The sequence below is a fragment of the Arthrobacter sp. zg-Y1219 genome (assembly GCF_030125545.1).
Lineage (GTDB): Bacteria > Actinomycetota > Actinomycetes > Actinomycetales > Micrococcaceae > Arthrobacter_B.
Window position 1 is genome coordinate 105,827 of the sequence record NZ_JASKLY010000012.1, and the last position, 12,932, is coordinate 118,758.

A 12,932-nucleotide genomic window follows, 5' to 3' on the forward strand; every position below is an offset into this window, starting at 1 on the left:
GAGCTCCGCGGAGCGCTACTTCGTGTAGAGCTTTTCCACCTCGGCGGAGTAGTCGGCGATCACGGCGTTGCGGCGCAGCTTCAGTGTTGCCGTCAGGTGCCCGGACTCCAGCGAGAAGTCCTGCGGCAGCACGGTGAACTTGCGGATCTGCTCGGCCTGGGACACCGTGGCGTTCGCCGCGTCCACGGCCTCCTGCAGCGACGCGCGGACCCGCGGATCATCAGCCGCCGTCTTGGAGGTCACCGACGAGCCGTTCTCCCGCGCCCACCCCGCGAGGGTTTCGTCGTCCAGGGTCAGCAGCGCGGTCACAAACGGACGTCCCTCGCCGACGACAATCGCCTGCGACACCAGCCGGTGCTCCCGGATCTTCTCCTCCAGCGGCCCGGGGGCAATGTTCTTGCCGCCGGCCGTCACCAGGATGTCCTTTTTGCGGCCGGTGATGGTCAGGAATCCGTCGTCGTCCAGGGCGCCCATGTCCCCGGAGTGGAACCACTCACCGGTGAAGGCGGCAGCGTTCGCCGCGGGGTTGTTGTGGTAGCCCTTGAAGACGCCGGCGCCGCTGATCAGCACCTCGCCGTCGTCGGCAATCCGAACGGCCGATCCGGGCAGCGGCATGCCCACCGAACCCACCCGGGCCAGGGGGACGGTGTTCACGGTGGCCGGGGCCGTGGTCTCGGTCAAGCCGTAGCCCTCCAGGACCATCACGCCCGCTCCGCGGAAGAAGTGCGTGAGCTGCGGGCTCAGCGCGGAGGCGCCGCTGATGGCGTAGGTCAGCTTGCCGCCGAAGGCGTTGCGGACCTTGGGGTACAGCATCTTGTCGAAGAGTGCGTGCCGCAGTTTCAGCGCCGCGGACGGACCCTTGTTCCCGCGGGCAGCGGCGTCGACGGCGGTGGAATACGCGACGGCGGTCTCCGCGGCGGCGGTGAACAGCTTGCCCTTGCCGGCCGCCTCGGCGGAGGCCTGCGCCCCGGCGTAGATCTTTTCGAAGATCCGGGGAACGGCCAGCAGGAAGGTGGGCTGGAACGACTTCAGGTCGGCCATCAGGTCAGCGGCGCTGCTGGAATGGCCAACCCGGACCCCTGCAGCCAGGCACCCCACCTGCACGGCGCGGGCCAACACATGCGCCAGCGGCAGGAACATGAGCGTGCTGACTCCCTTTTCCTTGAGCATTTCCGGCAGGAACTCCACGATGTTCACTCCGAACAGGGCAAAGTTGCCGTGCGTGATTTCGCAGCCCTTGGGGCGGCCGGTGGTGCCGGAGGTGTAGACCATGGACGCCACCGATTCCAGCCCGGCCGCGGTCCGGGCCGCTTCCAGCCGGTCGTCGTCAACGCCGGAACCCGCAGCGATCAGCTCGCGGAACGCACCCGCGGCGGCGTCGTCGTTCATCAGCCAGATCTGAACCTCAACCTCACCGACCTCACCGGCCGCGGCGGCAGCCGAGACAACCGCGGCTTTGCGGGCGTCTTCGACAAACACGTGGGATGCGCCGGAATCCTGGAGGATCCACTCCACCTGCGAGGGGGAGGAGGTTTCATAAATGGGGACCGTGACCGCGCCGGCGAACCACACGGCCAGATCCACCAGGGTCCACTCGTAACAGGTCTTGGACATGACGGCCACGCTGTCGCCGGGGCGGACACCGAGGCCGATCAGGCCCTTGGCCAGCTCGCTGACGGAGGTCAGGAAGTCATTGGCCGTCAAGTCCTTCCATCCGCCGTCGCTCTTCAGCGAGAACAGGGGATGGTCGGGAGTCCGGGCGTGCAGCCCCACCAGGATGTCGGTGATGTTTGACTCCGGAGCAAGATGGACCAGCAGATCAGTGGCAGATTCGCGCACTGGGGGCCTTTCTTTTGGTGCCTGCGCACATGGGTGGTGAGACTAAATCCAGCTGGGCATCCACATGCGCCGCCGCCAGTCAGAATACGGGATAGTTTCGGCCGTCCAGACCGGAAGGAAAAACGCGGTCATCAGGACGGCGGCCAAAAGGAAGAGTGCGACGGCGGCCGCACCCAGGCGCCGGCGGGTGATCGGGTCGGTTGCCCGGCCCAGGACCAGGCCCAGCACCCAGGTCAGGGCGAGGATCAGGAACGGCTCGAAAGACACGGCGTAGAAGAAGAACGTGGTGCGTTCCGGATAGGCGAACCACGGAAGATAGCCTGCGGCGACGCCGGCGAGGATGGCTCCGGCGCGCCAGTCGCGGCGGCCGATCCAGGCGAACAGGAGAACCAGCAGGGAAAAGGCGGCCGCCCACCAGATCAGCGGATTGCCCACCACGGAGACCGCGGAGGAGCAGGCATCAACGGGGCACCCGTCGACGCCGAGGGTCGAGGATTCATAAAAGAACGACGTCGGGCGGCCCATGAAGAGCCAGGTCCAGGCGCTGGACTCATAGGTGTGTTCGGAGCTGAGCCCGTTGTGGAAGGCATACGCGCTGCGGTGGTATTCCGCCAGGGAACGCAGCGAATCCGGCAGCCAGCCCCAGGCCTGCGACGGATTGTCCTGCGCCCAGTTCCGGCCGTACGCGTCGGCGGACCGCAGCCAGCCTGTCCACGACGCCAGATAGGTGAGCGCCGCGACGGGAATGATCGTGAAGAACGCCGGCACTCCGTCCTTGAGCAGACCGGCGGCAGGCCAGGCACGGATCCCGGCCACCCGGCGGGCACCGACATCCCACAGCACGGTCATCAGGCCGAAAACCGCGACAAACGCCAGCGCCGACCACTTCGTTCCCACCGCCAGGCCCAGGCAGATGCCCGCCGCCAGACGCCAGGGACGCCAGAGCAGCCACGGGCCGTATCTCAGCACATCTGCCGGCGGCGACCCGCCGCGGGCTGAACCGGAGAGCTTGCGGGCCAGCCGCCGTCGTCCGTCGTCGCGGTCCAGCAGCAGGGCGCCGAACGCGGCCACAACCCAGAAGGTCAGGAACACGTCCAGCAGCGAGGTGCGTGAATGCACCAGGTGGTGACCGTCGATGGCCAGCAGCAGACCGGCAACGCCGCCCAGAAGCGGCGAGCGGAACAGCCGCACGGCGATGAGGCCCACCATCAGGACGGTCAGGGTGCCGGCAACCGCGGCGCCGAAACGCCAGCCGAAGCTGTTGTCGCTGCCGAAGAGCGCCATGCCGGCCGCGATCATCCACTTCCCGACCGGCGGATGCACCACGTATTCGGGAGTGGAGAGCAGGATGTCGGGGGTGCCGGCGTTGAACAAGGTGTTGGCGTCCTGAGGCCACTCACGCTCATAGCCGGAGACGAGATAGGAGTAGGCGTCCTTGACGTAGTAGGTCTCGTCGAACACCAGCGACGGCGGTTGTCCCAGCCGGACGAAGCGCAGCACGCCGCCAATGACGGCGGCTGCCAGCGGCAGGAGCCAGCCCCAGAGCCCCAGGCTGAACGTGGTGCCCGGCGCCCAGCCCAGCAGGCGGTTCCGCAGCGCACTGAAGCTGAAGGCGGCCCCCGGATCGGAAACGAGCGGTGCTGCTCGAGGTACGGGGGTCTCACTCACGGTCAGGCTCACGCGCTCCACTCTATAGCGGCCGCCGGGCGTTCCCCGCCGCCAACTCGCGTAGGGTTAGATGGTGAATTCCAGCAAGCAGACCACCGGGCCAGGCACCACCAAGAACACGCAGAACGACGGCGGGAAGAGCGCCGCTGCCGGCAGCGCGGCGGGGAGCCCCGCGGGTGCCGCCGCCGGACAGATTGTGCTGGCCGCGACTCCCATCGGCAATATGGGGGACGCCACCACCCGGTTGATCGGACTGCTGGAGACGGCCGACGTGATCGCCGCCGAAGATACCCGCCGGCTCCACCGGCTCGTGTCCGCCCTGAAGATCACCACCACCGGGCGGATCATCAGCTACCACGAGCACAACGAAGCAACCCGCACCGCCGACCTGCTGGAAATGGTGCGCGGCGGTGCCACCCTGCTGATGGTGACCGACGCCGGCATGCCCGCCGTGTCCGATCCGGGCTTCCGTCTCGTGGAGGCCGCCGCGAAGGAAGGCCTGACCGTCACCGCGGCTCCCGGCCCGTCCGCTGTCCTGACCGCCCTGGCGCTGTCCGGGCTGCCCACCGACCGGTTCTGCTTTGAGGGTTTCCTGCCCCGGAAGGCCGGTGAACGCAGCGCCCGCCTGGCGGATCTGGCCGGAGAGCAGCGCACCATGGTGTTCTTCGAAGCCCCGCACCGGCTGGAACCGATGCTGCGCGCGTTGGACGCGGCCTTCGGCGGCGACCGCCGTGCCGCCGTCGCCCGCGAACTGACCAAGCTGCACGAGCAGGTGCTGCGGGGTCCGCTGCGCGAACTGCTCGAATGGGCCGAGACGTCCGAGATCCGCGGCGAGATCGCCGTCGTCGTCTCCGGGGCGGGCGAAGCGGCGCCTGAGCTGCCCGAGGATCATGTGGCGGCCGTGAACGGGCTGATCAGCCAGGGCGCGCGGCTCAAGGACGCCGTTGCCACCGTGGCGGAGGACGCCCGGATCAGCAAGCGGGAACTGTACTCGGCCGTCCTGGCTGCCCGCGGCTGACCTGACTGGCGGGAGACCGCCGGCGCTGACGTCGGGCCCCGCATCACACCTTCGTTGGCCATCTGCACAGTCCGGAGCGCCTGGCGTGGTGCACTTCTTTCTTTACAGTCCGAGCGGCACGCGCCTACGGTGATCTCAGATGACGGGCGACGTGCCCGGGCAACCACCGTCGAAATTTGGAGGCATCCCCATGGGTATTACTGCTGACCGCGAAGCCGCCCTGCTGGCCCAGGTCCCCACCGGACTGTTGATTAACGGCGAGTGGCGGGATGCCGCCGGCGGCAAGACCTTCGACGTCGAAGACCCCGCCACCGGCAAGGTGCTGCTGAGCATCGCCGATGCCAGCGCAGAAGACGGCGCCCTGGCCATGGACGCAGCCGCTGCGGCGCAGGAATCCTGGGCGAAGACCGCACCGCGGGAGCGCGGGGAAATCCTGCGCCGTGCCTTTGACCTGGTGACCGAGCGGGCCGAGGACTTCGCACTGCTGATGACCCTGGAAATGGGCAAGCCGCTGGCCGAAGCCCGCGGCGAGGTCACTTACGGCGCCGAATTCCTGCGCTGGTTCTCCGAGGAAGCGGTCCGCATCTCCGGGCGCTACGGCATGTCCCCGGACGGCAAGTCCCGCCTGATGGTCAACAAAAAGCCGGTCGGCCCGTGCCTGCTGATCACGCCGTGGAACTTCCCGCTCGCCATGGCCACGCGCAAGATCGCCCCCGCCGTCGCCGCCGGTTGCACCATGGTCCTCAAGCCGGCCAAGCTCACCCCGCTGACCTCGCAGCTTTTCGCCGCCGTCCTGATTGAGGCAGGCCTGCCCGCCGGGGTCCTGAACATTGTGTCCACCACCGCCGCCGGCGACGTCACCGGACCCATCATGAAGGACGAGCGCCTGCGCAAGGTCTCCTTCACCGGCTCCACCCCCGTGGGACAGGGCCTGATCCGCGACGCCGCGGACCGGGTGCTGCGCACCTCGATGGAGCTGGGCGGCAACGCTCCGTTCGTGGTCTTCGAGGACGCCGACGTCGACAAGGCAGTAACCGGCGCGATGCTCGCCAAGCTGCGGAACATGGGCGAGGCCTGCACCGCCGCAAACCGCTTCATCGTGCATGAATCGGTGGCCGATGAATTCGCAGAGAAATTCGCCGCGAAGGTCGGTGCCATGACCACTGCGCGCGGCACCGAGGACGAGTCCAAGATCGGTCCGCTGATCGACGCAAAGAGCCGCGACAAGGTTCATGCGCTGGTTTCGGACGCGGTCGACGGCGGCGCCTCGGCCGTAGTGGGCGGGGCACCGGTGGACGGACCCGGCTACTTCTACCAGCCGACGGTCCTCAAGAACGTGGCGCCGGACGCGCGGATCCTGCAGGAGGAAATCTTCGGCCCCGTGGCTCCGATCGTCACGTTCTCCACCGAGGATGAGGCAGTGGCGCTGGCCAACAACACCGAATACGGCCTCGTGGCCTACGTCTTCACCGAAGACCTGAACCGCGGCCTGCGCATCGGCGAAAAGCTGGAGACCGGCATGCTGGGCCTGAACGCCGGCGTCATCTCCAACGCTGCCGCGCCGTTCGGCGGGGTCAAGCAGTCGGGACTGGGCCGGGAAGGCGGAGCCGAAGGCATCGAGGAGTACCTCTACACGCAGTACATCGGCATCGCTGACCCGTCCGACGGCTAAGTCTGGGGAAGGCCCGGTCCCGGTCCCGGGTGGGGCCGGGCCAGGCTGTCCGGCCGGTCCAGCCCTCCAATCTGCTGCCATTCCGGGATTGTGCTGCCGTTTTGGGCATTTGCTGCCGCTGCGGACCGGCAGTAAATGCCCGAAACGGTCGAATAATCCTGAACCGGTCGATTTTCCGCGGTCCGAACGGCCTGGATCGCCCTGTGTTGGTCCCGGCTCGCTTCGAATCAGCGGCGAAACCGCGAGGCCAATGACGCCGGGAAAAACCGAGCCCGGAGGCGGGAACCCAGAGGGGCCGTTGAGGCCAGACTCTCCCGCACCGTGGTGACGTCATCCCAGAGCCGTTCCGCCCATGCTGCTCCGGACTCGTCGGCATCGGCTCCGGCCGAAACACCCGTCGAGGAAAGAGTTCCTGTTTCGGTAACAGACGCTGCCCCAACAGACCCTGCCCCAACATCAGGAACTCCGCCACCCGGTATCCGGGGACGGGGCGCTGCATAGACCTCCTCTTCGTAGGCACCGCGGAGCCGCTGAAGGGCGAGCGCGGGGCCATCCGGCAGGCCGGCGTCGTGCGTCAGGCGCAAAGCGTAGGCGCGCGGAGACTCAGCCTTCCGGGGCAGGTGGCCGTAGTCCAGACCGGTGTCGGCGGCTTCGTCCCAGGCCAGGGAGGCCGGCCCCGGATGCTGCCCGTCCGCGCCGTCCGGCCCGCCCGAATTGCCCGTCCTGCCCTCCCGGCCTGTCCTGCCCGTCCGCACCGGACCGGTAAGCCCGCGTCTGCGGATGCTGCGCCGGCGTCGCCGCAGCGCCCACGGGCTCAGCAGCGCGGCGGCAACAGTGAGGAGCGCCAACGCCGCCCCCAGGACTTTTCCGGCACCGCTTTCCGCCGGAGTCACCGGCGCCGCGACGGGCGGTGTCGAGGGCGTCGCCCGAGGTTGCGGGGCCGGCTCCGTCTCCGGCACGGGCCGGTCCAGCTCCGCTGCTCCGCTTTCGGTACTTTCCCCGGGAGCGGTCCGAGGCTGCACGCTATACGCCGGAACGGAGCCCCGCGACGGGGTGGGCTCGAAGCGGACCCAGCCCGTGCCTTCGAAGTAGAGTTCCGGCCAGGCATGGGCATCGCGGGCGTCCACTTCAAATTCCCGCAGTTCCTCGCCGCGGGCATCAGTGACGGTTTCTCCAGTGGAGCGGCCCGGCGCGAAGCCCAGGGCCATGCGGCTGGGGATGCCCATATCACGGGCCATCACCGCCATCGCCGCGGCGTAGTGGATGCAGTAACCGGACTTTTCTTCCAGGAACCGGTCCAGGATATCCATGCCGTTGCCGTCGTAACCGCCTTCGACCGGTGCCTCCAGTGAATACGTGAAGTCGGTTCCGCGGAGGTAGGCCTGAATCGCCACGGCCTGCTCATACGGTCCCTCGGCTCCGGCGGTTGCGGTGAGCGCCGCCTCCCGGATACTTGCGGGCAGGTCCTCCGGGATGGCGGTGAAGATCGGGTCCACCGCGTTTTCCGCGGCAGGTTCCAGCGCCTCCAGATCATCAGGGGAGATGTTCAGGGAAGCGCTTTGGACCATGTAATCCAGCCGTGACGCTTTCCGGTTTCCTTCCGCGATGACTGTCATGGTTTTCGGATCCCAGCTGAACCGGCCGCTGGCTCCATTGACCTGCAGCGGAGCATACGGAGTCAGAAGCCACGGACTGGCGTAGGTTTCCGACCGCACCCGCGTGGTGACCGTCGTACTGCCTGCTGCCGGCTCGTCCGCTTCGGCCGGAACCATGTCCTGCAGGCCGGCGAGCCGGGTCTCCGAGCGGAGATCGGGCGCCCACCGCTGGCCGGAAAAGTCCTCCAGCGTGGTCGAGCGCAGATAGACGGGCTGCGCAGAATTGGTGGCGTAGCGGATCCGGCCCGACGCCGAGGGCTGCCGCAGGTCATTGCCGAGCGCCACCACCGGGTTCAAACCGGACTGCCCGGTCCAAATGTTCAGCCGCGATCCCTGCGGAAAGGTGCCCTGGGTGAATCCGGGAAGAGCCGCATTCAGGCCCAACGCGACCACGAGGGCGGCGGCACCAATCCCGGCGGCAATGCCCATCTGCCGGCCGGGGGGCCGCCGGGCTGCGGCTGCGCTGCGGGGACGCTCCTGCCAGGAGCCGGTGGCCAGAACCAGCAGGTACCCGGCGCAGGCCAGGACAAAGGGGAACACTCCGATGCTGTCCGGTTTCAGGACCGCCGGAACGGTCAGCAGGGCCAGCAGTCCCAGCCCGCTCGCCGCCGGCATCCGCAGCGTGGTGGCGAGCGTATCGACCAGCAGCGTGATCAGGCCTGTGCCGAGGCACGCGATGAACACAATCCCGGGATCGGCCAGCACCGGAGGCACCTGGTTCATGATGGTCGACTGCGCCTCGGCGACCAGTCCAGCGCTGCGCTCCAGCGTGGCGGCCGTGGGCAGCAGGCCCAGCACGGCCGTTGACGCGGCGAACAGCCAGGTCAGGACGACGACGAGGGCAGCGAGGCCGACGGCGGGAACCAGAGCGGTGGGAAACCGGAACCGGCGGGCGGCAGCCATGGCGGAGACCACTGCTGCCGTGGTGAGGACCAGCGGAGGAAACCAGGCCCAGCCGTCGAAGACTCCGTACAGGCTGATGCTGCACAACAGGACCGCGGCAGCGCTGGCTCCGGCTGACGCCCAGTCCCACGGGGGCCGGAAACGCGAACGGGTGGACGCCGGCGGGGGAGGAGCCGGACCATCCGTTGAGGGCCGGCTCAGTGTGGCGGTCATGGGCGGTCCTCGTGGGGAATCGATGCAGCAGGAACGGGCGGGGCGGCGGAGGTTCCGAAGGTGGCCCAGATGCGGGCCACGTCGGATTCGGGGGTGGCTGCGGCAGCGTCCCAGCCGCCCGCGCGCAGGACGGCCAGTGCCGGGCCCACGTCCTGGACCCGGTCGGCCACCAGGATGGCGCAGGCCCGGGACGCGTAGTCGGCCACCGGCGCCAGCCGGCGCGCATCCTCGACGGACAGCCGTCCCAGCACGGCCACCAGCGGGCCGCGCCGGCGCTGGGCCAGGAAATCGAGCAGGGCATCGCCGAACGCTGCTCCGTTCCCGGCCGGTTGCTCGGACCCCGCCCTCCGTCGTCCGGCACGGTGGCCCGGCACGCTGCCGGCGCCGTCGTCGTTTGCGGCGTTGAGCAGCCGCTCCGAGGAGCGGGAATCAAGTTCCAGCGCCGCCAGCCCGTCAGCGATGTCCAGCAGGCCGCCCGGACCGCTGAACTCCCGCTGCCGGGGATCGGGCGCCGAGGGGGAGCGCGCCAGTGCCGGGCGGGCGCAGGCGTCCAGCAGGTGGAGGGAGTAACCGTTCTCCACCAGGTGCGCGGCCGTGGAGACCGCGGCCGTCACCGCCCACTCGAAGGACTCCGAGGTGGACAGTCCGTTGCCGCCGGCCGGATCCATCCAGAGGCTGGAGCCGGCGCCTCCTGCATAGCAGCCCTCCCGCGCGTCGAGCAGCAGCGTGGCGCCCGGGGAGGTGACGGGTTCTTCCTGCCGGACCATCAATTCGCCGTGCCGTGCGGTTGCTGCCCAGTGGACCCGCCGCATCGGATCGCCGGCGCGGTACTCGCGCGTGGACACGTCGTCCTCGCTGGGACTGCCGCGGCGCGGGCTGGCCACCGACCCTTCGGTGCCCCGCGGACTGCCGAGCACCGTGCGGGGCAGGGGCTGCGGTGCCGGGGACACCACCAGGGAATCCACGCCGCCGAGGGTGTGCAGCCGCCGGGAGAGGCCAAACAGGTCCTGGAAGTCCGCGGTCACGGGCCCGATGGAGAAAAGGCCGCGACGGGCGGAGCGCAGCTGGTACTCGTAGGTGCTGGCGCCGTCGGGTCCGGGAAAGCGCGCCGGAAACCGGAACACGGGGCTTTCCCCGAAGCGCAGCGGCAGCCCCTCGCGCATGGTGGCGCTCTCCCGGAGCGGCTGCGCCGGGCGCAGGGACAGGACCACCGTCACGGGAACCCCCGTCTCCGCGGAGGAGGGGCTGAAGGTGCGCTCGACGTCGAAAACCGGCTTCAGCAGCCGCAGCGCCAGCGCGGACAGCAGCGGCAGCACAAGCAGGAACACCCCCAGGACAAGCACGTCCCGGCGGCCCATGACCTGGGCGGTCAGCAGCGCGGCCAGTCCGGTCAGGAGCAAACCCCAGCCGCGCGGCGTCAGCAGCCGGGCGGTAGTCGCTAATTCCATGGAGCCTTCCCACGAGGAGTCGGACGAATTATGCCGGTGGTACTGCCGGAAGATGCCCGGCCTAACGCCGCATGCGCTCGCCGGCGGGACTGCGGGGAACGGGAACGCGGGAGAGCAGGTGCGCCAGCAGGCCGGTGGGCGTTTCGCCGGAGCTGGCCGCCTTGCGGTCCAGGATGATGCGGTGGGCCAGGACGGGGTCGGCCAGGAGCGAGATGTCATCGGGCAGAACGAAGTCCCGTCCCGCCAGCGCGGCGTGGGCCTTGGCGGCGCGCAGCAGCTGCAGCAGGGCCCGGGGGCTGGCGCCGAGCCTCAGGTGCGTGTGCTCGCGGGTCGCCTGGCCAATCGCCACCGTGTATTCCTTCACGGCGCCGGAGACGAAGATATCCCGGACCCGGGCCGTCATGGCGGCCACCTCAGCGACGTCGACGACGGCGGCAACCTTGTCCAGCGGCGACGTCGACTGGTGGGATTCCAGCATCTCGATTTCGGATTGCGTGTCGGGATATCCCATGGAGATGCGGGCCATGAACCGGTCGCGCTGGGCTTCGGGCAGCGGATAGGTGCCCTCCATCTCGATCGGGTTCTGCGTGGCCACCACCATGAACGGCTCGGCCAGCCGGTAGGTGCCCCCGTCCACGGTCACCTGTCGCTCTTCCATGCATTCCAGCAGCGCCGACTGGGTCTTGGCGGAAGCCCGGTTAATCTCGTCCCCGATCACGATGTTCGCGAAGATCGGGCCCTGGCGGAACTCGAACCGGTGGGAGTCCTGGTTGTAGATCGACACGCCGGTCACGTCCGAAGGCAGCAGATCCGGAGTGAACTGGATCCGGGTGACGGAACAGTCAATGGTCCGGGCCAGTGTTTTGGCGAGGAGTGTTTTGCCCACGCCGGGCACGTCCTCCAGCAGCACATGCCCCTGGGCGAGCAGCACGGTCAGCACCAGGGAGGCCGCCTCCTCCTTGCCGTCAATCACGGTGTTGATGGCGGAGAGGATGTCCGAGGCTGCTTGGTGGAAAGCCTCGGCATCCGGCGCCGGCGCCGCCCGCCGGTTCCAGGCTGCCGGTTGTCCGGAGGCCGCCGCTGCGGGAGGCTCCCCGGAAAACGGTGCGGTGCCTGCAGCTGGATTTCGAGCGTCCATGGATACCTTCCGAGCATCGGCGGATCGCGGGCGGACCCCCGGGACCGGGAACCGCCGGCGACGCTAAACAGTCCCCAGCCGGTACGGCAGCGGGCTTATGTCAGTACAGGTTACAAGCTCAATTAGGGTTAAAGACATGTGCAATGACAGCGGCTTTGTTCCGGGCGAAATACCTGCAGCCTACCTGGACTTCGCGTCCGGTTCGGGGAAGCCTTATCCTCCCGCACCGGAACCGCTTCCGGTGCCGGTGATCGACAACCACACGCACCTTGATTTTGCGCCCGGCGAGGCGGGCACCGCGGGCGTCAGGGCGGCCATGGACGCGGCCGAGGCGGCGGGCGTCCGCGGAGCCGTGCAGGTGGGCACCGACCTGGAGTCTTCCCGCTTCACCGTCCGGGTCCTGGACGAGGAACCGCGGCTGCTCGGTGCGGTGGCGATCCATCCCAACGATGCGCCGGTGCTGGCCGCCGAGGGCGCCCTGGACGCGGCGCTGGAAGAGATCGAAGCACTCGCCGGGCATCCGCGGGTGCGCGGCATCGGCGAAACCGGACTGGACTATTTCCGCACCGGCGCCGACGGCGTCGAGCGCCAGCAGTATTCCTTCCGCCGGCACATCGACATCGCCAAGCGGCTGGGCCTGGCCCTGCAGATCCACGACCGGGACGCGCACGACGACGTCGTGCGCGTGCTGCTCGAGGAGGGGGCGCCGGAGAACGTGGTGTTCCACTGCTTCTCCGGTGACGCGGACCTGGCGCGGACCTGCAACGAGCACGGCTGGAACATGTCCTTCGCCGGCACACTCACCTTCAAGAACGCGGGAAATCTCCGCGAAGGCCTCGCCGTGGCCGACCGGCGGTTGCTGCTGGTGGAAACCGACTCCCCGTTCCTGACCCCGCATCCGTTCCGGGGCCGGCCGAACGCCAGTTACATGGTGCCCTACACGGTGCGGTTCATGGCCGCCCAGCTGGGCGAGGATCTGGCCGAACTGGGCGCGGACCTGGTGGCGAACACGGTGCGGGTCTACGGCTCCTGGGACGCCGCCTCCTAGCGGTTTTACTGCTGCCGCCCCAGCCAGGGGCCCCGTGCTCCGCCACCGTGAGCCATGTCACATCGGCACCATGGACCACTTGGGAGCTCAAAAACTTCGGGTTGCTCTCACATCACGGTTCGATTACGGTAAGGAGCTATTAGCCGGGGTCGGGGAAGGCGCCGGAACTAATATCGAACCACACACCGTCCTGTGAACAGTGGCGCGCTCATTTCGCTTGAGATGCGGCGATGCCTCTGTGCCTGGTTGCGGCAGCGGTTCCTCGCCTGCGCACAGTGCCGCCCCGTGAGATCCGGGGACAACGGCTGCCACGCGCCCTCATCCCCGTGC

General features: G+C 68.8%; 8 protein-coding genes. 3 read left to right on the plus strand and 5 right to left on the minus strand.

Going from position 1 to position 12,932, the window contains the following annotated elements; genetic code table 11:
• Nucleotides 1-15: 15 nt before the first annotated feature.
• Nucleotides 16-1,839, minus strand: a complete 1,824-nt coding sequence (locus QNO00_RS07630) for an AMP-dependent synthetase/ligase (protein ID WP_284024127.1) — start codon at nt 1,837-1,839, stop codon at nt 16-18.
• A 42-nt stretch (nt 1,840-1,881) separates the two neighbouring features.
• A complete protein-coding gene (locus tag QNO00_RS07635; RefSeq protein WP_502863210.1) occupies nt 1,882-3,528 on the minus strand; it encodes a dolichyl-phosphate-mannose--protein mannosyltransferase in 1,647 nt (548 codons plus the stop codon).
• Nucleotides 3,529-3,700: 172 nt separating this feature from the next.
• Between QNO00_RS07635 and rsmI the strand changes: the two genes are divergently transcribed.
• Nucleotides 3,701-4,525, plus strand: coding sequence for a 16S rRNA (cytidine(1402)-2'-O)-methyltransferase (gene rsmI, locus QNO00_RS07640; protein WP_284016051.1), 825 nt, complete (start codon nt 3,701-3,703; stop codon nt 4,523-4,525).
• A gap of 190 nt (nt 4,526-4,715) precedes the next feature.
• A complete protein-coding gene (locus tag QNO00_RS07645) occupies nt 4,716-6,197 on the plus strand; it encodes an NAD-dependent succinate-semialdehyde dehydrogenase (protein ID WP_284024128.1) in 1,482 nt (493 codons plus the stop codon).
• A 227-nt stretch (nt 6,198-6,424) separates the two neighbouring features.
• On the opposite strand, the gene QNO00_RS07650 is transcribed toward QNO00_RS07645, so the two are convergent.
• The 3 genes from QNO00_RS07650 to QNO00_RS07660 form a co-directional block, all read right to left on the minus strand.
• Entirely contained in the window at nt 6,425-8,968 is a 2,544-nt protein-coding gene (locus QNO00_RS07650; protein WP_284024129.1) for a transglutaminase TgpA family protein, read from the minus strand.
• Nucleotides 8,965-10,416: a DUF58 domain-containing protein gene (locus QNO00_RS07655; protein ID WP_284024130.1), complete on the minus strand. Its 1,452-nt coding sequence runs from the start codon at nt 10,414-10,416 to the stop codon at nt 8,965-8,967. The genes QNO00_RS07650 and QNO00_RS07655 overlap by 4 nt, the downstream gene beginning before the upstream one ends.
• A gap of 61 nt (nt 10,417-10,477) precedes the next feature.
• Nucleotides 10,478-11,554 carry an AAA family ATPase gene (locus QNO00_RS07660; RefSeq protein WP_229967183.1) on the minus strand — a complete coding sequence of 359 codons (1,077 nt, stop codon included), beginning with the start codon at nt 11,552-11,554 and terminating at the stop codon, nt 10,478-10,480.
• 136 nt (nt 11,555-11,690) lie between these two features.
• Here QNO00_RS07660 and QNO00_RS07665 point away from each other — a divergent pair, with 136 nt between their 5' ends.
• Complete coding sequence (locus tag QNO00_RS07665; RefSeq protein WP_229967185.1) at nt 11,691-12,602, plus strand: TatD family hydrolase; 912 nt, start codon at nt 11,691-11,693, stop codon at nt 12,600-12,602.
• Nucleotides 12,603-12,932: the final 330 nt, after the last annotated feature.

What these genes read in the sequence shown, in the direction of transcription:
- QNO00_RS07650 (WP_284024129.1), bottom strand. Translation starts at nt 8,968, where the DNA reads ATGACCGCCACACTGAGCCGGCCCTCAACGGATGGTCCGGCTCCTCCC.
- QNO00_RS07660 (WP_229967183.1), bottom strand. Translation starts at nt 11,554, where the DNA reads ATGGACGCTCGAAATCCAGCTGCAGGCACCGCACCGTTTTCCGGGGAG.
- QNO00_RS07655 (WP_284024130.1), bottom strand. Translation starts at nt 10,416, where the DNA reads ATGGAATTAGCGACTACCGCCCGGCTGCTGACGCCGCGCGGCTGGGGT.
- QNO00_RS07665 (WP_229967185.1), top strand. Translation starts at nt 11,691, where the DNA reads ATGTGCAATGACAGCGGCTTTGTTCCGGGCGAAATACCTGCAGCCTAC.
- QNO00_RS07645 (WP_284024128.1), top strand. Translation starts at nt 4,716, where the DNA reads ATGGGTATTACTGCTGACCGCGAAGCCGCCCTGCTGGCCCAGGTCCCC.